Consider the following 22120-nt stretch of genomic DNA (forward strand, 5'->3'; position numbering starts at 1 on the left):
GCGGCGGCCGACGCCTGCGTACTGGCTCAGCGTGGTCTGACGCCGTCGACGGTCAGCCACTGTGGCTCAGGGTCTCGGAGACGTCGTAGAACCAGTCGCCCACGGATTCACCCATGTCTCCGGCCACGATGAACCCGTCGGCGACGAACTCGTAGATGCCCTCTTTCCACGAAGGTGCGACGGTTCCCCAGACCTCCGAGGCGACCCATCCCACGAGGGCCGCGCCGCCGACGCCGAGCCCGACGGAGGCGACAGCGGGGAAGGCGAGCATTGCGGCGACCTCGCCTCCCACCGCGCCTCCGAGCGCGCCTCCCGCCCATTCGACCGCGACATCGAGCGGGGCCTCTCCTTCGGCGATGTTCCAGACGCCGAAGAAGACATCGCCGGCGGGGCCGGCGACCTCCAGCACTCTGCGGCCACTGTTGAGGAAATCCGAGAAGCTCTCGAAGTCGGATGCCTTGGCGTCGAACGTGTCAGGGAGTCCTGCCGCGAGCTTCTCCCTGAGCAGCTCTCGCAGCGCAGGATCGCCCGTGACCCCCGACTTTCGCACCATCTCCGAAGCCAGATCCCGATACGTCCTCGCGTCGATGTTCAGCTGGTTGACCCTGCTCGTCCAGTCGATGCCGAGATACGTGGCGCCTCCGTCGAGGAGGGTGTGGGCGCCCTCACGCAGCCTCGCGTGGATCTCCTCGGCGCTGACCGCGTCGGACGGACCGGAGGCGAGAGAGATGAGGTTCTCGGAGATCCAGACTCCGAGGTCGGCGTGCCACTCGACCACGTCGCGCTGCATGCGCCCGTAGTCCCGCTCGAGTCGCTGGTGCTCTCGCCAGTCTTCCCACGATGGATCGTCGGTCGACTGCGGCACCGGCCCCACCCAGACGGAGCGGAACACCTCTTCGCCCACCACTCGAAGACCGATGTCCTGCGCGTGCTGCAGGTAGCCGGCGAAATGCTCTCGTACCCGTTCGATCTTGCCGGCGAACATGTGCATCGCCTCGGCAAAGGGTCCCGCGATCTCGGTGATCTCCCTGGCGGCCTTGACCAGGTCGAAAGAGATGTCCGTGAAAGCCGCCGCCGACTCGCCCTGCCAGTAGGTCGAGGCGTTGATCGCGTCATCACCGCTGGCGAGGTCGCCCTCGGACGCCGCCTTCTCCGCGGAATGCCGCATCCACTCCGCGGCATCACGGATCGCAGAGGGGTCACCGCCGACACGGATCGTGAAGCTGGCGGTCATACCGGCCCCACCGCGTCCGCGATCTTCTGCAGTTCTGCTGCAGTGGTCTCCTCGTTGGTGATCGTCTCCGCAGCAACATCTCGAAGGATCCGGGCGATCATCATGTAGCTCGATCCGAAGGGCTCGAGCATCGACATGATGCGGCTGATGACGTCGGCGATCGGCTCCGAGCCCTCGCCGCCGTCGACGGAGTCCGGGAACGTGCTGAGAGCGGTTCTCGTGAGCTCCACGACCTCCTCGAGTTGCGCGGCGTTGTCGTCCAGACGTTCGGGGTCGACATCGATCCGGCTCATGATGCGCCGCCCGAGGTGGCCGATCGCGGAAGCCTCGGATCGAGCAGAACTCTCGAGACGTCTCGGTTCGCCGCTTGGCGTTCGAGGTCGGCGATGCGCACGAGCAACCAGGGTTGAGCGGAGCCGAGCTCGCCATGCAGTCGATCGAGTGCGGAGAACGCGGCGATCGCCAGTTGCCCGGTCTGAAGCCGCCGCAGTTCGATCTGTGCTCGACCTTCGGACTCCACGCCGCTGATCGGCACGTAGACCACCGGTGGTATCTCTCGCGAGGCCACGTATTCCATGAGTTCCCCCTCAGGCTCAGATCGAGGGTAGCGCCACGCTCGTCGGCGGCGCGACGGCGGCGCGATATGCCGTCCCCCGCGGCCCTCGAGATGAGGGTTGCCTAACTTTCTGTTAGATTAGGCCAGGCTTACCAAAGCCTGGCGCCCCTCTGCGCCGCACCCCCTCATCCCAACCCGAAGGGAATGCCTGTGCGCACCTCTCGTCTCATCGCCGCCGGTGTCGCCGCGGCCCTCGCCGTCGGCCTCACCGCCTGCGCGACTCCGTCGACCGGCTCGGATTCCGAGTCCGCCGGCGGAAACCCCGCCGATGACAGTGCCTTCCCCGTCACGATCGAACACGCGTACGGCGAGACCACCATCGAGACCAAGCCCGAGCGCGTCGCGACGATCGCCTGGGCGAACCACGAGGTTCCGCTCGCTCTCGGCATCGTTCCGGTCGGCATGAGCAAGGCCACGTGGGGCGACGACGACGACAACGGCATCCTGCCCTGGGTCGAGGAGAAGCTCGACGAGCTCGGCGGCGAAGAGCCCGTGCTGTTCGACGAGTCCGACGGCATCGACTACGAGGCCGTCGCCGACACCGAGCCCGACGTGATCCTCGCGTCCTACTCGGGTCTCACGCAGGAGGAGTACGACACCCTCTCGAAGATCGCCCCGGTCGTCGCGTACCCCGAGGTCGCGTGGGGCACCCCGGTCGACGAGATGATCGAACTCAACTCGAAGGCTCTCGGTCTCGAGGCCGAGGGCGAGGCGCTGATCGAGGACCTGCACGCCGACGCCGAGGCCGCTCTCGAAGCGAACAGCGCGCTCAAGGACAAGAAGGTCCTGTTCGCCTACGTCGACCCGAGCGACCTGAGCCAGGTCGGTTACTACACCGCGATCGACACGCGCCCCGGCTACCTGCACGACGACCTGGGCCTTCCGCTCCCGTCGATCGTCGAGGAGAACGCCGACAGCGAGGAGTTCTACCTCTCGGTGAGCTCGGAAGAGGCCGACAAGTTCAACGACGTCGACGTCTTCGTGACCTACGGCGACGAGTCGCTCATCGCGACGCTGCAGGCCGACCCGCTGCTGTCGAAGATCCCGGCCATCGCCGAGGGCCGCATCGCGATCCTCCCGGATGCCACTCCGATCGCCGCCTCCGCGAACCCCTCGCCGCTGTCGATCCCGTGGGGTCTCTCCGACTACCTCGCTCTGCTGGCAGCACCGCTCGCCGCGAAGTGACCTTCGGCGTCACCCTCGCGCACTGAATTCCCGTGACCGCTGTCACCCTTCCCATGCCGGGCACCGCAGACCTGCGGCGCCCGGCATGGGCGCGCTCGCTCTGGCTGCTCGTCGGCCTCGGAGTGCTGCTCGTGCTCTGCATCCTGTCGATCTGCTTCGGTGTGCGCGCCGTCAGCATCGACGACATCTTCGCCGCCCTCGCGGGGCAGGATGACACGCTGGCCCAGGCCGCGATCATCAAGCGCCTCCCGCGCACGGTGCTCGCTCTCCTCGTCGGCGCCGCTCTCGCGCTCTCGGGCGCCACGATGCAGGCGGTCACCCGCAACCCCATCGCCGATCCCGGCATCCTCGGCGTCTCGAACGGCGCCTCGCTCGCCGTCGTCTTCGGCCTCGCCTTCCTCGGCCTCACCGACGCCTACAGCCAGATGGCGCTTGCGATCATCGGGGCAGCCCTCGCCGCGGCCTTCGTCTACACGGTGGGCTCGCTCGGCCGTGGCGGCGCGACCCCCCTCAAACTCGCCCTCGCAGGTGCGGCCACGTCGGCCGCATTCGCCTCGCTGATCAGCGCCATCATGCTGCCCCGGGTCGACCTGCTGCAGGCGTTCCAGTCGTGGCAGATCGGTGGAGTGGGCGGCGCCGAATGGCCGCGCATCGCGATCACCGCACCCGTGCTCGCCCTCGGCGCACTGATCTGCTTCGCGAGCGCCCGCGGCATGAACTCCCTCGCGCTCGGCGACGACATGGCCAAGGGGCTGGGGGAGCACGTCTTCCGCACGCGTCTCATGTCGGCGCTCGGGGCTGTGATCCTCGCCGGAGCCGCGACCGCGATCGCCGGCCCCATCGGCTTCGTCGGTCTCGTCATCCCGCACGTCTGCCGGATGCTGATCGGCACCGACCACCGCTGGCTGCTGCCGTTCTCGGCCATGGCAGGTGCCGCCCTGCTGCTCGCGAGCGACATCGTCGGCCGCGTGATCGCTCCCTCGTCGGAGGAGATCCAGGTCGGCATCATCACTGCGATCATCGGAGCCCCGTTCTTCATCTGGATCGTCCGTCGACAGAAGGTGCGTGAGCTGTGAGCACCATCGACCGGGCCGCGGCCCAGACTCCTGCGGCATCCGAGCGTACTCACGACGCCGTCGCCGCGATCATCGCGGGGCGCCGTTCGCGCCACCGTCGCCATGCCGTCGCCACGATCGTGCTCGGCGCGATGCTCGTCGTGCTGTTCGCCGTCGCGCTGATGATCGGCAACACGTTCTATCCGCTCGACGAGGTGATCCGCGTCATGCTCGGCCAGACGGTTCCCGGCGCATCGTTCACGGTGGGCGAGCTGCGGCTTCCTCGGGCGGTACTCGCGATCCTCGCCGGCTTCGCCTTCGGCATCGCCGGCGTCTCGTTCCAGACGTTGCTGCGCAACCCGCTCGCGTCTCCCGACATCATCGGCATCTCGAACGGCGCGGGTGCGGCGGCGGTCTTCGGCATCATCGTGCTCTCGGTCAACGGCCCGCTCGTCTCGCTGCTCGCACTGGGCGGTGCGATCCTCACGGCCGGGGTCATCTACCTGCTGTCGATCAAGAACGGCTTCGCGGGCACTCGCCTGATCCTGATCGGCATCGGCGTCGCGGCGATGCTGCAGAGCATCATCTCGTACATGCTGTCCCGCGCCGCCAACTGGGACATCCAGACCGCGATGCAGTGGCTCACCGGCAGCCTCAACAACGCCTCGTGGGAGCGCGTCATGCCCCTCGCGATCGCCGCGGCCGTCATCCTGCCGCTGTTGCTCTCGCAGGGCCGGGCGCTGGGGGCGATGCAGCTCGGCGACGACTCGGCATCGGGTCTCGGAGTGCGCGTCAACACCACCCGCCTGCTGTTCATCCTCGGCGCTGTCGCACTGCTCGCTTTCGCGACGGCCGCCTGCGGACCCATCGCCTTCGTCGCGTTCATGGCCGGTCCGATCGCCGCCCGCATCACCGGCCCCGGCGCGAACCTGTTGCTTCCCAGCGCGTTCGTCGGGGCGGTGCTTGTGCTCGGCGGCGACCTCATCGGACAGTTCGCGTTCGGCGAGCGCTACCCGGTCGGCGTCATCACCGGTGTGCTCGGCGCTCCGTATCTGATCTATCTGCTCATCCGCACCAACCGCTCGGGAGGCTCCCTGTGACCGAGGCGCACACTCTGGCGGCCGAGTCCGTCACCCTCGCCTATGGCGACCGCACGATCATCGACGGACTCGACCTTCAGATCGCGCCCGGCAAGATCACGACGATCGTGGGGGCGAACGGATGCGGCAAGTCGACGCTGCTGCGCTCGCTCGCCCGTCTGCTGTCGCCCACCGACGGTGAGATCGTGCTCGACGGCAAATCGGTGCACTCGCGCCCGACCAAGGAGGTCGCGCGCATCCTCGGCCTGCTGCCGCAGTCGCCCGTCGCACCCGAGGGCATCGCCGTCGCCGACCTGGTCGGTCGCGGTCGGCATCCGCATCAGAAGATGCTGGCCCGCTGGAGCACGCACGACTACGAGGTGGTGGCGGATGCTCTCGCCGCGACCGGCACGACCGATCTCGCCGACCGCAGCGTCGACGAGCTGTCGGGTGGCCAGCGCCAACGGGTGTGGATCGCCATGGCGCTCGCGCAGGAGACCGACATCCTGCTGCTCGACGAGCCGACCACGTTCCTCGACGTCGCGCACCAGGTCGAGGTGCTCGACCTCCTGACCGACCTGAGCGTCTCACGCGGCACCACGATCGTCATGGTGCTGCACGACCTCAACCTCGCCGCACGTTATTCCGACGAGCTCGTCGCGATGAAGGAGGGCAGGGTGCACGCCACCGGTGCTCCTCAGGATGTCGTGACCGCCCAACTCGTCGAGGAGGTCTTCGACCTCGCGAACCAGATCACCATCGACCCGGTATCCGGGAAGCCGATGGTCACCCCGATCGGAAGGCATCATGTCCGCTGAGACGACGACCGAACGCCCCACCTACGTGCTCGCCCGCGCTGAGGTGCGCGGTGTCGCCCGGGTATCGCCGAACTTCGTGCGGGTGACGTTCGGTGGCGGCGATCTCGACGAGTTCGGCACGCCGGGCGACGTGTTCGACTCGCGCATCAAGATCGTGTTCCCGCCGGCATCCGGCATCCTCCCCGATCTCGATCGCGACACCGATGACTGGTGGGGGTCATTCCTTGCCGTGCCAGAGGACGAGCGCGGATCCATGCGCACCTACTCGGTGCGAGAGCTGCGGGTGTCGGATGCCGGCACCGAGCTCGACGTCGACTTCGTGCTGCACCTGGCACCCGGGCTCACGGGACCCGCATCGCGCTGGGCAGATGCGGCCGCCGTCGGACAGGAGCTCTTCATCGTCGGACCGCGTCGGGGCCTGTCGGCCGCGGACAATCATGGGGCCGAGTACGAGCCCGGCACCGCGACGGCAGTGCTTCTCGCCGGTGACGAGACTGCGGCCCCCGCCATCGCCCGCATCCTCGAAGACGCCCCGAGCGACCTTCGGGGCTGTGCGTTCATCGAGGTGCCGTCGCCAGCCGACATCCTGCGCATCGACGCTCCCGCCGGGGTCGAGGTGCACTGGCTGCCCCGCGATGCGGGCGAGACCCACGGCGTGCGGCTCATTCCCGCCGTGCTCGGCTACCTGGGCGATGCGGATGCCGGCGACCAGATCGACGTGAAGGACATCGAGTCCGAGGATCTGCTCTGGGAGACGCCCGACTACTCGGGGCTCGGCGAGGAGATCGCGGCGGCGGATGCTCCGGCCGAGCGCTACTTCTGGATCGCCGGCGAGAGCGGAGTCGTCACGACCCTGCGCCGCCATCTGGTCAAGGACCTCGGCATCGACCGCTCGCAGGTCGCCTTCATGGGCTACTGGCGCCGCGGCGTCGCCATGCGCGGCTGAGTCTGCGGGCTGAGCGTCGGTGAGCTACTCGGCGTAGACGTTGTCCGAGACGCGGGTCATGCCCTCGGGGGCGGGCCAATCGTCGGCGCGGAACTCGAACGTGTGACCGGAGCCGCTGATCCTCGTCGGCAGGCCGCCGCATCCGACCATCCAGTCGTCTTTCGGGTCGGTGATGGCCACGATGCAGGCCGGAGAATCCGTGCCCTTCGCGACCCAGAGCGACACACCCTCGTACTCTCCGACGTAGTGGCTCGACTCGACATCGACCGACCCATAGGAATCATCCTCGAGCGTGGGCAGCTCGTCTGCAGCCTCGCGCTCGGTCTCGAAGACTGACAGGGTCGTCGCCGAGAAGTTGCACCCCGACAGCAGGGTGACGGCGGTCAGCCCGAGCGCGAGAACGGCGAGTCGTGAGCGATGGCGCATCGCCCCATACTGTCGCACTACGCGCGCGAGGTGGGGTTCTTCGGCGCTTCAACGGAGAGCCGCTCGCTGCTCGGCGACGTGCGTGGGATGACAGGTGTCGCCCGGTCCGCGCAGACGTCGCGCTCCGAGTCCTGGAGGTCCGTCGCGACAGAGGTCAGACTGGGCGGATGGAGTACGCCGGAGTAGTGCCGATGGACGCCCCTGATCCGAGCGCCGGGTTCGAAGCTCGTGTGCGCGGGCTCTCCTACCCGGTGTTCCAGCTGCGACCGCAGCCGTCGCTCACACGCATACCGGGCGCATCTTTCATGGAGATGGGCACGCCGACGGGAATGGGCTCGTCGGCGGGAGTGGCGGAGTCGTCGGTGTCGTTCAACTACACGCTGTGGCGGCATCCCGACGACCATTCCGACCCTCGCAATGAGGTCGAGCTGGACCCGGGCCTCCGCCGCTCGATCGACGAGGAACCGCCGTGGGGACGCCCGGCGTGGCTGATCGAGCGGGCTCAGCTGCTCAAGTACCCGATGCTCTGGGAGGCCGTGCGGTCCAGCTGGCAGGCGTCACCCGACCGCGAACGGCATTCGCTCGCTCAGCAGCTCGTCGACCACACCAATCACATACTGCGCAACAGATTCCGTGAGGAGCTCGGACTACCCGACCTGCCGAGCGAGGGTGACGACGGCGGGTGGGAGGCGAAGACATCGGCGGCGAGGGATGCCGTTGTCACGGTCGACGGCCAGAATCGATCGGGCGTGCAGATCGACACCGACCCGTTCGTCTACGCGGTCGGATTCCGCGTCGATGAGAACGTGGTCTGCACGACGGTGGTTCCCCGAGACAGCCTGCCCCTGATCGACCTCGCCCTCACGACATACGAGTGAGCCAACCGATCCTCGACTGACGTCACCCCGCGCGGACGCTTCTCAGGATGCGTTCCACGTGAGTGGTCACCCAGTCCGCATCGAACGGTCGGCTGCGAAGCAGCCAGCGGTGGAAGATCGGTCCGACGAACAGCTCCGCGACATCCTCGGGATCACGCACGTTCGCCTCACGCAGCCGGTCAGAGATCCCGCTCATCTGCGGCCCGAGCAACAGCTCGCGAAACTGGGCCGCCAGCGCATCGTCGGACTGCAGCTCAGCGGTGACTGCTCGCAGCAGTCGCTCCTGAGTCGGGTCGGCCAGTTCCTCGATCATGCCGGTCGCGAGCTCCGCGAGGTCGACAGCGAGATCGCCTGAGTTCGGCACGGTGACCCTGCCGTTCTCGTCGAGGCTGCGGGCAAGGAGCGCGTCGAAGAGGATCTCGCCGGTCGACGACCATGATCGGTAGAGCGTCTGCTTGCTGACCTGCGCCCGCGCGGCGATCCCTTCCATCGTGATCGCCCCCAGCGTGCGCTCGCTCGCGAGAGAAAGCGCTGCCGCGTGCACTTTGCTGCGAGTTCGTTCACGGGCCATTCTCAGAACGATACAGGAGCAAACGAGACGGTGCGTCCAGTTCGCGATACGATCTCGACATGACTTCACCGCAGACATGGTTCATCACCGGCAGCAGTCGGGGCCTCGGGCGAGCGCTCACCAGTGCCGCACTCGACGCAGGGCACGCCGTGGTGGCGACCACACGCTGCCTGACCACGAGCGGCTGACCGTGATGAACCTCGACGTGCGCGACCGCGCGGCGGTGCACGACACCGTGCAGCGTGCCGCCGACCTTCTCGGCAGAATCGACGTGCTCGTGAACAATGCCGGCTACGGCGTGATCGGGGCGGTCGAAGAGGCGTCGGAAGAGGACGCCCGGGCGATCGTCGACACGAATCTGCTCGGCCCCCTATGGCTGAGCCAAGCCGTCATCCCGATCATGCGCCGCCAGGGTGGTGGACACATCGTGCAGATCTCGACGGTGGGAGCCGTCGGGACGATGCCGATGCTCGGGCTCTACAACTCCACCAAATGGGGCCTCGAAGCCTTCAGTGAGGCGATGGCCGCGGAGGTCGAACGATTCGGCATCCGTGTCTCGCTGATCGAGCCCGGCTCGCTCGACACGGAGTGGGCAGGCGCGAGCATGCGGTTCAGTTCGCCCCTGAGTGACTACGACGAGCAGCGAGTCGAGATGTTCGGCACCGCGGAGGTGCCGTGGCCTGCGGGGGAGTCAGGCGGTGGCACGACACCCGAGGATGCCGCGGCGGCGATCCTCGCCCGAGTCGCGGACGCCCGTGACCCCCGCCTTCGGGTGCTCGTCGGCGACGACGCCCCCGCTCAGGTCGCAGCGGCGCTCGAGCTGAGGCGTCAGGACTACGCTCTCGATCCGAGGTTCCCGACCGCCTGACGCGCTGCTCCTCATTCGTCGCGAGCGCTCGCTCGCTCGCTCGCGAAGCGGTGGCGCCCGGGGGCCGCGTCGTAGCATCCCAGTGGAATCGTTCGACGATGAGGAGGCCGTCCATGACGCAGCACACGCTCGAGCTACCGGAGGTCGACCTCGTCTATGACGTGCACGGACCGCTGCCGACCGCAGACGGTCGCCCTCCGCTGATGATGATCGGCCAGCCGATGGATGCGAGCGGCTTCCAGGCGCAGGTGAAGCTGTTCGACGATCGCACCGTGGTGACCTACGACCCGCGAGGGTTGGGACGGAGCACGCGCAAGGACGGTGGCGTCACGAACGAGCCGGAGACCCAGGCCGAGGATGTCCACGCGATCATCGAGGCGCTCGGCGCCGGCCCGGTCGACATGCTCGCGAGCAGCGGCGGAGCAGTGAGTGCACTCGCTCTGGTCGCCGCGCACCCGCACGATGTCGCGACTCTGGTCGCCCACGAGCCGCCGATCGACAGCGTGCTGCCGGATGCCGACGCTGTGCATCGTGCGCGGGTGGCCTATACGCGGGCGTATCAGGACAAGGGATGGGGAGCCGGAATGGCGGCGTTCATCGCGATGACCTCGTGGGAGGGCGAAGTCACCGACGAATACCTTGCTCAGCCCGCACCTGACCCCGCGGCATTCGGGATGCCGACCGATGACGATGGCAAGCGAGACGACCCGTTGCTGTCCGAACTCTCCTGGGCGGTTCCTCTCTACGTTCCGGATATCGAGGCTCTGAAGGCGGCGCCGACCCGGATCGTGGTCGCTGTCGGGGAGGAGTCGCTGAAGGTCTACACCGGCCGCACCGCGATCGCCCTGGCCGAGCAGCTCGCCCAGCAGGCGACGGTCTTCCCCAGTCACCACGGCGGCTTCATGGGTGGCGAGTTCGGGTACGCCGGCCAGCCCGAGGCCTTCGCCGCCAAGCTCCGCGAGGTGCTCGACCGGTCCTAGGGCGGACACGGAACCCGCAGTCTCCTGCGGCTACGCTCGCGAGGTGACCATCGACCACGAGACCGTCATCCACGTGACGCCGGATGCCGCGTGGCTTCCCCGGCACGGTAGGGCCGAGGTGATCCGCCGTAGCACCCCGCCGGGGCCGATGAGCGTGGTCCGGCTGCTTCTGCGGCAGGACGATCGCGTCTTGTGCGTGCCGAGACATGAGGACGGCCGCCTCGATCTGCCGCACCGGATCGTCGGCGCCGACGACCCGTGCGGCGAGATCGCGATCGCCGACCTCGCGGACCAGGTGATCGGATGCCGTTTGCCGCTGACGTTCACGGGCGCTGTGCGAAACGTCGTCGACACGCCCCACGACGACTACCCCTGGCCGACGCCGCACGCCCACTTCGGCATCTGGGCGTCGGAGTCCGCCCCCGTCGTCCAAGGGGTCTGGATCAGCATCCGTGGCGAGTCTCCTCTGCGCGAACGGCATTGGTTCCCTCTGATGAGCTGAAGCGACGTTCCTCGAGATAGCTCTTCGTAGCTCCGACGGCAGCGGCGACACCGACTAGCTGGACAGCGTTGCACGAAGAAGGCCCCGCCGTGGGCGGGGCCTTCGATTTCGTATGTCCGCGGGGGGAGGCGTAAGCCCGCAAGTCCCGCGACTCGTGTAACCCATTGTACATTCAAGGGATGCCCGCTGCCAGCCCGCCTGACGACGTTGAGATCCGTGCCACCCTGAGCGCTCCGCGATCCGCCACCTATGTCGCTGCCGCCGGTGGCGACTCGCTGCGAGCCGTCGAGCTGTACGGCTGGAACGCGCGCGTGTCCGCTGCATTTATGCTTCCGGCGCACTTCGCCGAGGTCGCCACCCGCAATGCGGCGGCAGAGGTCCTTGAGCGCTTGTATGGACCGAGTTGGCCATGGAATCCCACGTTCGAGGCCAGCCTGCCCGCCAATGGGCGGTACAACCAACGCCGGGATCTGGTAACCACACGCCTCAGTAACCCCACCACGGGGAAGGTGATCGCAGAACTGAAGTTCGTGTTCTGGCAGAAGCTCTTCACTGGACGCAACGACACTCGACTCTGGGCGCCTCGCATCGCATCGGTCTTCCCCTATGCGCCGGCCATGCCAGCGGCCAGCTTGCGCAACCGGGTCTACCAAGACCTCGACGTCCTCCGTCACCTGCGCAACCGCCTCGCGCACCATGAGCCCGTCTTCACCCGAAACCTGCTGGATGATCTGACACGCACCGTCGATCTGATCGAGCTGCGAAGCCGGAGCACTGCGAGCTGGGTACGTGCGATGGAGGACGTGACATCGATCGTCGCCGAGCGACCGTAGTTCGGACGCGAGTGGCGAGTCTGGAATCGCCTCGCTCCTACGCGCTGTCGCGCACCACGAGCTCGGTGTCGAGGATGACCGAACGTGGGGATGCTCCCGCGATGACCTCGAGCAGCACGGCGACCATCTTCGCGCTGATCTGATCCCAGGGCTGGCGCATGGTCGTGATCGGCGGCTCGTGCGTCGCGGCGAGGCCGGAGTCGTCGAACCCGGCGATCGCGATGTCCTCGGGCACGCGGCGTCCGGCTCGCCGGGCGGCGGCGATGGCGCCCGCAGCCATCCGGTCGGATGCCGCGAACACGGCGTCGACGTCGTGCTCGAGCATCCGGGTCATGGCCGCCTGCCCTGACTCGAACGAGTAGTCGCCCACCTCGACCAGGGTCTCGTCGAACAGCTCGCCGAGCTCTTCGCGGAAGCCCACCAGGCGGTAACGTCCGCCGGGGGTGTCGTCGGGGCCGGTGATCATGCCGATGCGGCGGTGTCCCTGTGCCACGAGGTGCGCGGCCATCGTGCGGGCCGAGGCGACCTCGTCGACGGAGATCGTCGAGAGCTCGCGTTCGTGCCCGAGGGGCAGGCCGCAGCAGACGGTGGGGATGCCGACCTCGATCAGCTGATCGAGCAGCGGGTCGGACTCGTGCGACGAGATCAGCATGACGCCGTCGACGTGTCCCGCGCTGAGGAACTGGGCGACGCTCTCGCGCTCGGCGGGGGTTCCGGCGACGAGCAGCACGAGGGTCATGGCCCGCTGGGCGAGCGCTTCGGCGGCCCCGCGCAGCAGCAGTGCGAAGGTCGGGTCGTCGAACAGCAGCTGCTGCGGCTCGGTCAGCAGAAAGGCCAGAGATCCGGCGCGGCCCGTCGCGAGGCTGCGCGCGTGATGGTTGGCGGTGTAGCCGGTGGCGAGGATCGCCTCTTCGACGGCCTGCCTGGCATCGGGGGACACCCAGTGCCCGCCGTTGATCACACGCGAGACCGTGCTGCGGGATACCCCCGCCTGCGCCGCGATCTGGCGGATCGTCGGCTTGCGCTTCGCGCTGACATCACTCATCGCCTGTGACTCTACCCACAGCATCCCGTCCAGCGGTAGTCCAACCTGGGACCGGTCTCAGTTCGGTAACGGAGGTTGTGATCAACGGCGAACCTGAGGTAGAACTGAGACCGGTCCCAGCCATGTTCTCCGGAACAACCTGAGACCGGTCCCAGTCGAATGAGCGACAGCACGCCGGGACACGCACAACGACCGCACCGACCCGATGGAGTGCCGATGACCTCCCCCCACGCCTGGCCCGCTCTGAGCGGAATCGCCTATGGCGGCGACTACAACCCCGAACAGTGGTCGCCCGAGACGTGGCGCGAAGACGTCATCCTGATGCGCGAGGCAGGCGTGAACCTGGTCAGCGTCGGGATCTTCTCGTGGGCGCTCATCGAGGTCGCCGAGGGCGAGTTCGACTTCGCCTGGCTCGACGAGCTGCTCGACCTGCTGCACGCGAACGACATCAAGGTCGACCTCGGCACGCCCACGGCATCCCCGCCGGCCTGGTTCTTCGCGAACCACCCCGACGCCCACGTGATCGACCGCGAGGGCCGCACCATGGGCTTCGGCTCGCGTGGCATGGCCTCGCACTCGTCGCCCGCCTACCGCGAGGCGATCGTGCGGATCGCGGATGCTCTCGCGGCGCGCTATGCGCAGCATCCGGCCGTTGTGCTGTGGCACGTGCACAACGAGTACGGCGTGCCCGTCGGCGAGGACTACTCGCCGAACGCGGTCGCCGCCTTCAGGCTCTGGCTCCAGGAGAAGTACGGCTCTCTCGACGCGCTGAACGGCGCGTGGGGCACCGCCTTCTGGGGTCAGAACTACTCGGCATGGGAGCACGTCGGGGCCCCGGCCATCGCTCCCAGCGTCGTGAACCCGGCCCAGCGCCTCGACTTCGCGCGCTTCACGGATCACCAGCTGCGGGCGTGCTTCATCGCCGAGCGCGACGCGATCCGCGCACACGCCGACCAGCCCGTCACCACCAACTTCATGGCGAACCAGAGCTGGACCACGGACCTGTGGGCATGGGGCCGCGAGGTCGACATCGTCTCTGACGACCACTACCTGTGGGCCGCCGACGAGGACGCGCACATCGGGCTCGCGATCGCCGCAGACCTCAGCCGCTCGGTCGGCGGGGGCAAGCCGTGGATCCTCATGGAGCACTCCACCTCGGCCGTCAACTGGCAGCCGCGCAACATCGCGAAGCGCCGAGGAGAGATGAAGCGCAACTCCTTCACGCACCTCGGTCGCGGGGCCGACGGCATCCTGTTCTTCCAGTGGCGCGCGGGACGATCCGGCGCCGAGAAGTTCCACTCGGCGATGCTGCCTCACGCAGGAACCGAGTCGCGCGTGTTCCGTGAGGTCGTCGACCTCGGCGCAGCACTCGCCCGCCTCGACGAGGTGCAGGGCTCCACGGTCAAGGCCGACGTCGCGATCCTCTGGGACTTCGAGTCGTTCTGGGCACAGGACCTCGAATGGCGTCCGTCAGAAGACGTCACGCACGCCGCTCAGGTGCGCCGCTTCTACGAGCAGCTCTGGCGCGACGGCATCACGGTCGACTTCGCTCTGCCAGGCCACGACCTCTCGGGCTACAGCCTGGTCGTCGCCCCGGCGCAGTACATGCTGAGCGCCGCGGATGCCGCGAACCTCACCGCCTACGTCAACGGCGGCGGCACGCTGCTGGTGTCGTTCTTCTCGGCCATCGTCGACGAGAACGACGCCGTGCACGCCGGCGGTTTCGTCGCCCCGCTGCGTGACGCGCTCGGCCTGACGGTCGAGGAGTTCCTGCCGCTGCGCGAGGGCGAGAGCCACGGACTCGACTGGGTCGATCACGAGGGTATCGTCGCCGACGTCTGGCAGGAGGACATCGCGCTCGAAGGAGCCGAGGTCGTCGCGAACTTCTCGGGCGGCCCCGGCGAGGGCGAGCCGGCCATCACGCGTCACCGCCACGGGGCGGGCACCGGCTGGTACGTCGGAACCCGGCTGGATGCGGCGGGGATGCGCGCACTCCTGCACGAGGTCTACGCGGATGCCGACATCGCACCGTCGGGCGTCGCCGAAGGCCTCGAGGTCATCACCCGTCATGGCGCCGACGCGGTCTACCGCATCGCCGTGAACCACCGTGATGACGACGTCGAGCTCGAGGCCTCAGGCGTCGAGCTCCTCAGCGGCGCCGAGATCTCGGGCGCCCTGACGATCGCGGCGGGCGGCGTCGCCGTCATCCGCACCTCCCACTGACAGCACGACCCGCATCACCCTGCACCACCTCGAACCACACAGCAACACCCACCCCGGTCGCGATGACGCGCAGCGCATCGTCGGCCACGACAGATAGGAAAACGCATGCGCAAGCACATCGGAGTCGGCGCACTCGCTCTGGCCGCGGCCGTGGTCCTCGCGGGCTGCTCCGCCGGCGCACCCGAAGGCGGCGACGACGCCGCATCCGGCGACGGCGCGGAACTCGTCATCTGGACGGATGCAGAGCGCGAAGCCGCGATCACCGCAGCCGCGGAGGCGTTCGAGGAGGAGACCGGAGCCAAGGTCACCCTCGTGCAGAAGAACTTCGAAGACCTCCGCAACGACTTCATCGCGCAGGTCCCGACCGGCGAGGGGCCCGACATCACCGTCGGCGCCCACGACTGGCTCGGCGCGCTGGTCGCCGCAGGCGTCGTCGACACGATCGACCTCGGCGACAAGGCATCGGAGTTCGAGCAGGTCGCCCTCGACGCCATGACCTACGACGGCCAGCTGTACGCGATGCCGTATTCGCTCGAGACCATCGCGCTCGTGCAGAACGTCGACCTCGTCGGCGCCGAGGCCCCGGCCACCTGGGACGACATGATCGCGAAGGGCGTCGCTGCCGGCACCGAACGTCCGTTCGTCATCAACACCGGCGGCGAGACCGGCGACGGCTACACGATGTACGGCCTGCAGACGTCTTTCGGCGCCCCCGTCTTCGTGCAGGACGACACCGGTTCGTACACGAGCGAGGTCGGCATGGGCGGAGCGCCCGGCGAGGCCTTCGCCAGCTGGCTCGGCGCCAACGGCTCGAACGGCACCGGCTACATCTCGACCACCGTCGACTACGACATCAACAACGAGCTGTTCGCATCGGGCAAGGCCCCGTACACGATCCAGGGCCCGTGGGCGATCAGCGCGTTCGAGGGAGTCAACGTCGCCGTCAACCCGATCCCGTCTGCGGGTGGCGAGCCCGCCGCGCCGTTCGTCGGCGTGCAGGGCTTCTATCTCTCGAGCAAGAGCAAGAACGCTCTGCTCGCTCAGGAGTTCCTCGTGAACTACCTCGGCACCGAAGACGCGCAGCGCGCGCTCTATGAGGCAGACCCGCGCATCCCCGCCTGGTCGACTCTCGCCGAAGAGGTCTCGTCCGACCCGATCACCGCCGGCTTCGTGGCCTCCGCGCAGTCCGGTGTCCCGATGCCGTCGATCCCCGAGATGGGTTCGGTCTGGGACCTCTGGAACGCCGCGCAGGCGCAGATCATCAACGGCGCCGACCCCGTGTCGACGTGGAACACCATGGTCGCCGACCTCGAGACGACTCTCGCCGGCTGACCCGACCGAATGCCCGGTCGTTGAGCGAGGACGCGAAGCGACCGAGACGGAACGCGTCATCGCACGCGGGCGCGTTTCGTCTCGCTTCGCTCGCTCAACGACCGATGCATCGACAGGACTGATGACATGACGACCCAGGCACCTCCGGCCGAGGCCCCCACCCCCGTGGTGAAGCCCTCGCGCGAGTCCCACGCCCGCCGCTTCCGCGGCCTCGGCTGGGGCTTCCTCATCAAGCTCGCGCTCATGGCGCTGGTCAACGCCTTCGGCATCATGACGGCCATCTCGGCCTGGAGCGCCGAGTCGTGGATCGTGCTCGGCGTCGTCGTGCTGCTGGTGATCATCGCCGACTGGGTGTACTTCACCCGCAGGGCGCTGCCGCTGAAGTACCTGCTGCCCGGGCTGATCTTCCTGCTCGTCTTCCAGGTCTTCATCTTCGGATACACGGCGTACATCGCCTTCACGAACTACGGCACCGGGCACGTCGGCACTCAGGAGCAGGCGGTCGAGGCCGCCCTGATCCAGGGCGAGCGTCGCATCGAGGGCTCCTCTGACTACCCGCTCTCGATCGTGCAGCGCGGCGACGAGCTCGGCTTCGCGATCGTCGACGACGACGGCGACGTGCAGGTCGGATCCGCGACCGAGCCGCTGACCACCGCATCCGATGCCGAGATCGGCGCGACCGGCGCCCCCAGCGAGGTGCCCGGCTGGGAGGTCGTCCCGAGGGCGACCGTCCTGACCGATCCGGCACTCGGCGTGACCATCAAGGACCTCAGGGTTCCGGTGTCGGACGACCCGAACGACGGCTCCATCCGCACACGGGAGGGCTCGACCGGCTCGGTGTACGAACCGACGCTGGTGTGGGATGCCGAGGCGCAGACCATCACGGACACGCAGTCGGGCACGGTCTACACCGCCACAGAACTCGGCGCGTTCGTGGCCGAGGACGGCACGGCGCTGCCGACGGGCTGGTCGGTCAACGTCGGCTTCGCGAACTTCCTCAAGCTCTTCACGGATGCGAACCTCGCCGGCACCCTGCTGAGCGTCACCGTGTGGACCTTCGCCTTCGCGATCCTGTCGGTCGTGCTGAGCTTCGCCGTCGGACTCGGGCTCGCGATCGTCTACAACGACCCGCGCGTCAAGGGCCGCCGGTTCCTCCGGGCGCTGTTCATCCTCCCGTACGCGTTCCCGGCGTTCATGGCGGCACTGCTGTTCCGCGGCATGTTCAACGCCGAGTTCGGCGTGATCAACGACCTGTTCTTCTTCGGTTCGCAGATCAACTGGCTCGGCGATCCGTGGCTGACCCGGGCCGCGGTGATCTTCGTGAACGTGTGGCTCAGCTACCCCTACTGGTTCCTCGTGTGCACGGGCGCGCTGCAGTCGCTTCCCGGCGAGACCCTCGAGGCCGCCGAGATCGACGGCGCGAACAAGCTGCAGCGCTTCCGTGCGATCGTGCTGCCGCTGCTTCTCGTGTCGACCGCACCCCTGCTGATCGCTTCGTTCGCCGTCGCGTTCAACAACTTCACCGTGATCTACACCTTCAACAACGGCGGGCCGGCCATCGCCGGCGCTCCATATGCACTGGGCTCGACCGACATCCTCGTCTCGGCCATCTACGACGTCTCGGGCGTCTCGGGTGGTGCGGCCGACTACGGCCTCGCGAGTGCGCTGTCGATCATCGCCTTCATCGTGGTCGGTCTCATCTCAGCGTTGAGCTTCCGACAGACCCGCAAGCTCGAGGAGTACCAGTGATGAGTGAGACCAGAGTCATCGTGACCGGTTCATCGAAGGATGCCGAGGCCGCGCGCGCGGGTGCACGTCGGCGTCGCTGGTGGGGCGAGGTCGGCTGGAAGTACATCCTCGCCGCCGGCGTGCTGTTCTTCGCCGCGTTCCCGCTCGTCTACGTGCTGTCGGCCTCGCTCAACCCGAACGGCAGCCTCGCGGCATCCAGTGCCCTGTTCAGCGCGTTCGATCCCGCGAACTACATCGCCCTCGGCGAATCGCGCTACTGGGTGTGGTTCGGCAACACGCTGCTGATCGGCGGCGTGACCGCGGTCGGCTCGGTTCTCATGGGGGCCTGCGGTGCATACGCGTTCTCGCGCTTCCGCTTCAGCGGACGACGCGCGAGCCTCACGACGCTGCTCGTGCTGCAGATGTTCCCGCAGGCGCTCGCGTTCATCGCGATCTTCCTGATGCTGCAGACGATCGGCGATGTCGTGCCGGCGCTCGGCATCAACTCGAAGATCGCCCTGATCTGCGTGTACCTCGGTGGCGCGCTCGGTGCGAACACCTTCCTGATGTACGGGTTCTTCAACACGATCCCCGTCGAGATCGACGAGTCCGCGAAGATCGACGGCGCCAGCCACGCGCAGATCTTCTGGCGGCTCATCATGCCGCTGGTCGTGCCGATCCTCGCGGTCGTCGCGCTGCTCGCGTTCCTCGCTGCGTTCGGTGACTTCATCCTGTCGAAGATCATCCTCACGTCCGAAGACAACTGGACCCTCGCCGTCGGCATGTACCAGTGGGTCTCGAACCAGCTGACCTCGCGCTGGGGCCTGTTCGCCGCCGGTGTCGTGGTCGCCGCCGTGCCCGTGCTCGCGCTGTTCTTCTCGCTGCAGAAGTACATCGTCGGCGGGCTCACCCAGGGATCCGTCAAGGGCTGATCCCCTCTTCCGCACTGCTCGAAAGGCCGTCATGCACCGTCGCACGCGTTCCCTTCTCTCCACCGCCCTGGCAACGGTCACCGCCGTCGCCCTGATCGGCGTCGCGCTGCCGGCGTCCGCCGCGTCATCCGCTCTTGTCTCGTCTGCTCCGGTCTCGGCCGCTGCAGTCTCGGCCACTGCGGACGACCCCGTGGATGCCACCATCACCGTCCCCCGGGTCGAGAACCTGCCCGACGACTTCATCGGCGGCGTCGACGTGTCGTCGGTGCTGTCGCTCGAGGAGTCGGGCGTCGTGTTCCGCGACTCTGACGGCACACCGGGCGATCTGTTCGAGATCCTCGCCGACGCCGGTGTCACCGACGTGCGGGTGCGCGTGTGGAACGACCCGTTCGACGCGAACGGCAACGGCTACGGCGGCGGCGATGTCGACGTCGAGCGGGCGATCGAGATCTCGCAGCGCGCGACGGATGCCGGACTCGGCGTGCTCGTCGACTTCCACTACTCCGACTTCTGGGCCGACCCCGCGAAGCAGCAGGTGCCCAAGGCCTGGGAGGGGATGACGGCCGATCAGGTCGCCGCCGAGGTGGGCGTCTTCACCCGCGATGCGGTGCGACGCCTCGTCGACGCGGGGGTCGACCTGCGCATGGTGCAGGTCGGCAACGAGACCAACGGCGGAGTCGCCGGAGTGCGCGGCTGGGATGACATGGCGAAGGTGTTCTCGGCCGGTTCCGCCGCCGTGCGCGCCGAGGCGCCGGACACGCTCGTCGCCCTGCACTTCACCAACCCCGAGCGTGCCGGGTTCTACGCCGACGTCGCCGCGCAGCTCGATCGCCGAGACGTCGACTACGACGTGTTCGCGTCGTCGTACTACCCGTTCTGGCACGGGACCCCCGAGAACCTCACGGCCGTGCTCTCGCACGTCGCCGAGACCTACGGCAAGAAGGTCATGGTCGCCGAGACCTCGTGGGCGTTCACCCTCGACGACGGAGACGGCCACGGCAACGTCGTGGACCTGCCGTCCGAGGCGACGCAGTACCCGGTGAGCGTGCAGGGGCAGGCCGATGCGGTGCGCGCGGTCGTGCAGGCCGTCGCCGACGTGGGCGAGGCCGGCATCGGGGTCTACTACTGGGAGCCGGCCTGGCTGCCGGTCGGGCCTCCGGCGCAGCTCGAGCAGAACAAGGTGCTGTGGGAGCGCGACGGATCCGGGTGGGCGTCGAGCTTCGCCGGCGAGTACGAGCCCGAAGATGCCGGGCACTGGTTCGGCGGATCCGCCTGGGACAACCAGGCGCTCTTCGGCTTCGACGGCACGGCATCCGACGCGCTGAACATCTTCTCGTACGTACGCAGCGGCGCTCAGGCGCCTCGCGCCGTCGAGTCGGTGCAGCCGGTCGTGCTCGCGGTGACCGAGGGTGATGCGGTCGAGCTGCCCGCCGAGGTCACCGTGCTCTACAACGACGGCTCGTCGGAGCAGCAGGCGGTCACGTGGTCTGACGCGGCGCAATACATCGAGGGCGTCGGCGAGTATGCGATCTCGGGTGTGACGGATGCGGACCTCGCGGCCACCGCCACCGTCACGGTGTCGGCGCGCAACTATCTGCGCAACCCCGGGTTCGAGGATGCAGACACGAGCATGTGGAGCGTGGGCGGATCCGGACTCACCCTGCGCGCCTGGGACGACCCTCGGAGCGGCACCCACTCGGCGCACTTCTATGCGGCATCCGGCTACTCGTTCGAGCTGTCTCAGACGGTGACCGGGCTGCCCGCTGGGTCATACGTCGCGCGGGCGTCGCTGCAGGGTGACGGAGAGGGGGTCGACGGGCGTGTCACGCTGTCGTTGTCGTCCCCGTCGACCGCTGGCGCCGCCGCGGTCTTCGGACTCGACGGCTGGCGGGTGTGGTCGACGCCGACGAGCGAGGCGCTGCAGGTCGGAGCCGATGGAGTGGCGACCGTGCGAGTGTCTGCGGCACTTCCTGCGGGGGCATGGGGCACGCTCGACGACCTGGAGCTCGTGCGCGAACCAGTTCCCGGTGCCGACACGACTGCGCTGCGGGAGCGACGGGATGCTGCTGCAGCACTCGACCTCGCGGCGTACGTCGAGTCGTCGACGGCTGCGGTGCCCGGAGCGATCGCGCGGGCTGACATCGTGCTGGCGGCGACGAGCCCGAGCGCATCTGCTGTCGCGGGTGCGCTGGAGGCGATGGATGCCGCGGTCGACGCCCTCGTGGTGAAAGACTCGGCGACGGCCGCGCCGGCGCGGGGAGCGCTGGCGCACGACAACGGCCACGACACCGGTCTGCTCGACGGCGACTTCACGGTCACCATGAACCTGTGGTGGGGGCAGAACGCGACGAAGCTGCGGGTGTTCGAGAACGGTGTGCTGATCACGACCATGCCGCTCACGTTCGGAGGCACCGCCGCGCAGACGGCGCAGTTCGCCGTGACCGGCAAGGCGAACGGCAGCTACGTCTACACCGGCGAGCTGGTCAACTCGCAAGGCGTGACGGCGGTGAAGCCCGTGACGGTGAAGGTGAAGGATGCGGCCCCCGGAACGCCGGTGCTGTCGGCGGACAACGGGGATGGCGACGGCTCGTACACGCTCACCGCTGACATGTGGTGGGGCACCAACGCGACGTCGTACCGCCTGTACGAAGACGGCGTCCTACTGAAGGAGGGCGAGCTCTCGGCGAGCAGCCCGGCGGCGCAGCGGGTGTCGGTGCCGGTCACAGGCCGTGCGGTGGGGAAGCACACCTACCGCGTCGAGTTCGTGAACGCCGCCGGGACTTCCGAGAGCAAGACCCTGACCGTGACAATCAAGCGCTGACGGCATCGATCGCCGGAGGGAAAACGCAGAGCAACCGGTCGGCGGGCG

Annotated in this window: 22 protein-coding genes; 16 read left to right on the top strand and 6 right to left on the bottom strand. The window is 68.1% G+C overall.

Features of this window, described 5'->3' with window-relative positions:
- Positions 1–52: 52 nt before the first annotated feature.
- Genes RQG77_RS06585 through RQG77_RS06595 form a run of 3 tightly spaced genes read right to left on the bottom strand, consistent with a single transcriptional unit; the run spans position 53 to position 1811 of the window.
- Positions 53–1234 (bottom strand): hypothetical protein, encoded by a 1182-nt coding sequence (locus RQG77_RS06585; protein ID WP_311244023.1) that lies wholly within the window; start codon positions 1232–1234, stop codon positions 53–55.
- Complete coding sequence (locus RQG77_RS06590; protein ID WP_311244024.1) at positions 1231–1527, bottom strand: hypothetical protein; 297 nt, start codon at positions 1525–1527, stop codon at positions 1231–1233. The genes RQG77_RS06585 and RQG77_RS06590 overlap by 4 nt, the downstream gene beginning before the upstream one ends.
- Positions 1524–1811: an SAV_915 family protein gene (locus RQG77_RS06595; RefSeq protein WP_311244025.1), complete on the bottom strand. Its 288-nt coding sequence runs from the start codon at positions 1809–1811 to the stop codon at positions 1524–1526. The genes RQG77_RS06590 and RQG77_RS06595 overlap by 4 nt, the downstream gene beginning before the upstream one ends.
- A 189-nt stretch (positions 1812–2000) precedes the next feature.
- On the opposite strand from RQG77_RS06595, the gene RQG77_RS06600 reads away from it, so the two are divergent.
- The 5 genes from RQG77_RS06600 to RQG77_RS06620 are packed head-to-tail and all read left to right on the top strand — an operon-like array spanning position 2001 to position 6933.
- Positions 2001–3035: an iron-siderophore ABC transporter substrate-binding protein gene (locus tag RQG77_RS06600; protein ID WP_311244026.1), complete on the top strand. Its 1035-nt coding sequence runs from the start codon at positions 2001–2003 to the stop codon at positions 3033–3035.
- 53 nt (positions 3036–3088) lie between these two features.
- Entirely contained in the window at positions 3089–4111 is a 1023-nt protein-coding gene (locus tag RQG77_RS06605) for an iron ABC transporter permease (protein ID WP_311244170.1), read from the top strand.
- Between the two features lie 5 nt (positions 4112–4116).
- Positions 4117–5190 carry an iron chelate uptake ABC transporter family permease subunit gene (locus RQG77_RS06610; protein ID WP_311244171.1) on the top strand — a complete coding sequence of 358 codons (1074 nt, stop codon included), beginning with the start codon at positions 4117–4119 and terminating at the stop codon, positions 5188–5190.
- Positions 5187–5987, top strand: coding sequence for an ABC transporter ATP-binding protein (locus tag RQG77_RS06615; protein ID WP_311244027.1), 801 nt, complete (start codon positions 5187–5189; stop codon positions 5985–5987). Before RQG77_RS06610 ends, RQG77_RS06615 begins: the two co-directional genes overlap by 4 nt.
- Entirely contained in the window at positions 5977–6933 is a 957-nt protein-coding gene (locus RQG77_RS06620) for a siderophore-interacting protein (protein ID WP_311244028.1), read from the top strand. Before RQG77_RS06615 ends, RQG77_RS06620 begins: the two co-directional genes overlap by 11 nt.
- A 24-nt stretch (positions 6934–6957) precedes the next feature.
- Here the strand turns inward: RQG77_RS06620 and RQG77_RS06625 are convergent, their stop codons facing one another.
- Positions 6958–7359 (bottom strand): hypothetical protein, encoded by a 402-nt coding sequence (locus RQG77_RS06625; protein ID WP_311244029.1) that lies wholly within the window; start codon positions 7357–7359, stop codon positions 6958–6960.
- 167 nt (positions 7360–7526) lie between these two features.
- On the opposite strand from RQG77_RS06625, the gene RQG77_RS06630 reads away from it, so the two are divergent.
- Positions 7527–8237, top strand: a complete 711-nt coding sequence (locus tag RQG77_RS06630; protein WP_311244030.1) for a hypothetical protein — start codon at positions 7527–7529, stop codon at positions 8235–8237.
- 22 nt (positions 8238–8259) lie between these two features.
- On the opposite strand, the gene RQG77_RS06635 is transcribed toward RQG77_RS06630, so the two are convergent.
- Complete coding sequence (locus tag RQG77_RS06635) at positions 8260–8808, bottom strand: TetR/AcrR family transcriptional regulator (RefSeq protein WP_311244031.1); 549 nt, start codon at positions 8806–8808, stop codon at positions 8260–8262.
- 59 nt (positions 8809–8867) lie between these two features.
- Between RQG77_RS06635 and RQG77_RS06640 the strand changes: the two genes are divergently transcribed.
- The 5 genes from RQG77_RS06640 to RQG77_RS06660 all read left to right on the top strand — a co-directional run bounded on the left by RQG77_RS06640 (position 8868) and on the right by RQG77_RS06660 (position 11991).
- A complete protein-coding gene (locus RQG77_RS06640; RefSeq protein WP_311244032.1) occupies positions 8868–8996 on the top strand; it encodes a hypothetical protein in 129 nt (42 codons plus the stop codon).
- A gap of 5 nt (positions 8997–9001) precedes the next feature.
- Entirely contained in the window at positions 9002–9676 is a 675-nt protein-coding gene (locus tag RQG77_RS06645) for an SDR family NAD(P)-dependent oxidoreductase (RefSeq protein WP_311244172.1), read from the top strand.
- 113 nt (positions 9677–9789) lie between these two features.
- Complete coding sequence (locus RQG77_RS06650; RefSeq protein WP_311244033.1) at positions 9790–10656, top strand: alpha/beta hydrolase; 867 nt, start codon at positions 9790–9792, stop codon at positions 10654–10656.
- A gap of 43 nt (positions 10657–10699) precedes the next feature.
- Positions 10700–11158 carry an NUDIX hydrolase gene (locus RQG77_RS06655; RefSeq protein ID WP_311244034.1) on the top strand — a complete coding sequence of 153 codons (459 nt, stop codon included), beginning with the start codon at positions 10700–10702 and terminating at the stop codon, positions 11156–11158.
- A 179-nt stretch (positions 11159–11337) separates the two neighbouring features.
- Complete coding sequence (locus RQG77_RS06660; RefSeq protein WP_311244035.1) at positions 11338–11991, top strand: hypothetical protein; 654 nt, start codon at positions 11338–11340, stop codon at positions 11989–11991.
- A 37-nt stretch (positions 11992–12028) separates the two neighbouring features.
- Here RQG77_RS06660 and RQG77_RS06665 read toward each other — a convergent pair whose 3' ends face one another.
- On the bottom strand, positions 12029–13036 hold the full coding sequence (locus RQG77_RS06665) for a LacI family DNA-binding transcriptional regulator (RefSeq protein ID WP_311244036.1): 1008 nt from the start codon (positions 13034–13036) through the stop codon (positions 12029–12031).
- 216 nt (positions 13037–13252) lie between these two features.
- On the opposite strand from RQG77_RS06665, the gene RQG77_RS06670 reads away from it, so the two are divergent.
- The 5 genes from RQG77_RS06670 to RQG77_RS06690 all read left to right on the top strand — a co-directional run bounded on the left by RQG77_RS06670 (position 13253) and on the right by RQG77_RS06690 (position 22072).
- Positions 13253–15259 carry a beta-galactosidase gene (locus RQG77_RS06670; protein WP_311244037.1) on the top strand — a complete coding sequence of 669 codons (2007 nt, stop codon included), beginning with the start codon at positions 13253–13255 and terminating at the stop codon, positions 15257–15259.
- A gap of 105 nt (positions 15260–15364) precedes the next feature.
- The gene (locus RQG77_RS06675) at positions 15365–16591 is read left to right on the top strand and encodes an extracellular solute-binding protein (protein ID WP_311244038.1); all 1227 of its coding nucleotides are present in this window, start codon (positions 15365–15367) and stop codon (positions 16589–16591) included.
- Positions 16592–16717: 126 nt separating this feature from the next.
- Positions 16718–18340, top strand: a complete 1623-nt coding sequence (locus tag RQG77_RS06680) for an ABC transporter permease subunit (RefSeq protein ID WP_311244039.1) — start codon at positions 16718–16720, stop codon at positions 18338–18340.
- On the top strand, positions 18340–19251 hold the full coding sequence (locus RQG77_RS06685) for a sugar ABC transporter permease (RefSeq protein ID WP_053098533.1): 912 nt from the start codon (positions 18340–18342) through the stop codon (positions 19249–19251). Before RQG77_RS06680 ends, RQG77_RS06685 begins: the two co-directional genes overlap by 1 nt.
- A 31-nt stretch (positions 19252–19282) precedes the next feature.
- A complete protein-coding gene (locus tag RQG77_RS06690) occupies positions 19283–22072 on the top strand; it encodes a glycosyl hydrolase 53 family protein (protein ID WP_311244040.1) in 2790 nt (929 codons plus the stop codon).
- Positions 22073–22120: the final 48 nt, after the last annotated feature.

Source organism: Microbacterium sp. WCS2018Hpa-23 (assembly GCF_031843845.1).
In the GTDB taxonomy this organism is placed as follows: domain Bacteria; phylum Actinomycetota; class Actinomycetes; order Actinomycetales; family Microbacteriaceae; genus Microbacterium.

Bases quoted from the DNA above. Each gene is read 5' to 3' on its own strand.
- RQG77_RS06685 (WP_053098533.1), top strand. From the start codon at position 18,340: ATGAGTGAGACCAGAGTCATCGTGACCGGTTCATCGAAGGATGCCGAG.
- RQG77_RS06660 (WP_311244035.1), top strand. From the start codon at position 11,338: ATGCCCGCTGCCAGCCCGCCTGACGACGTTGAGATCCGTGCCACCCTG.
- RQG77_RS06680 (WP_311244039.1), top strand. From the start codon at position 16,718: ATGACGACCCAGGCACCTCCGGCCGAGGCCCCCACCCCCGTGGTGAAG.
- RQG77_RS06690 (WP_311244040.1), top strand. From the start codon at position 19,283: ATGCACCGTCGCACGCGTTCCCTTCTCTCCACCGCCCTGGCAACGGTC.
- RQG77_RS06665 (WP_311244036.1), bottom strand. From the start codon at position 13,036: ATGAGTGATGTCAGCGCGAAGCGCAAGCCGACGATCCGCCAGATCGCG.
- RQG77_RS06670 (WP_311244037.1), top strand. From the start codon at position 13,253: ATGACCTCCCCCCACGCCTGGCCCGCTCTGAGCGGAATCGCCTATGGC.
- RQG77_RS06635 (WP_311244031.1), bottom strand. From the start codon at position 8,808: ATGGCCCGTGAACGAACTCGCAGCAAAGTGCACGCGGCAGCGCTTTCT.
- RQG77_RS06620 (WP_311244028.1), top strand. From the start codon at position 5,977: ATGTCCGCTGAGACGACGACCGAACGCCCCACCTACGTGCTCGCCCGC.
- RQG77_RS06675 (WP_311244038.1), top strand. From the start codon at position 15,365: ATGCGCAAGCACATCGGAGTCGGCGCACTCGCTCTGGCCGCGGCCGTG.
- RQG77_RS06625 (WP_311244029.1), bottom strand. From the start codon at position 7,359: ATGCGCCATCGCTCACGACTCGCCGTTCTCGCGCTCGGGCTGACCGCC.
- RQG77_RS06605 (WP_311244170.1), top strand. From the start codon at position 3,089: ATGCCGGGCACCGCAGACCTGCGGCGCCCGGCATGGGCGCGCTCGCTC.
- RQG77_RS06650 (WP_311244033.1), top strand. From the start codon at position 9,790: ATGACGCAGCACACGCTCGAGCTACCGGAGGTCGACCTCGTCTATGAC.
- RQG77_RS06630 (WP_311244030.1), top strand. From the start codon at position 7,527: ATGGAGTACGCCGGAGTAGTGCCGATGGACGCCCCTGATCCGAGCGCC.
- RQG77_RS06590 (WP_311244024.1), bottom strand. From the start codon at position 1,527: ATGAGCCGGATCGATGTCGACCCCGAACGTCTGGACGACAACGCCGCG.
- RQG77_RS06585 (WP_311244023.1), bottom strand. From the start codon at position 1,234: ATGACCGCCAGCTTCACGATCCGTGTCGGCGGTGACCCCTCTGCGATC.
- RQG77_RS06595 (WP_311244025.1), bottom strand. From the start codon at position 1,811: ATGGAATACGTGGCCTCGCGAGAGATACCACCGGTGGTCTACGTGCCG.
- RQG77_RS06640 (WP_311244032.1), top strand. From the start codon at position 8,868: ATGACTTCACCGCAGACATGGTTCATCACCGGCAGCAGTCGGGGCCTC.
- RQG77_RS06645 (WP_311244172.1), top strand. From the start codon at position 9,002: ATGAACCTCGACGTGCGCGACCGCGCGGCGGTGCACGACACCGTGCAG.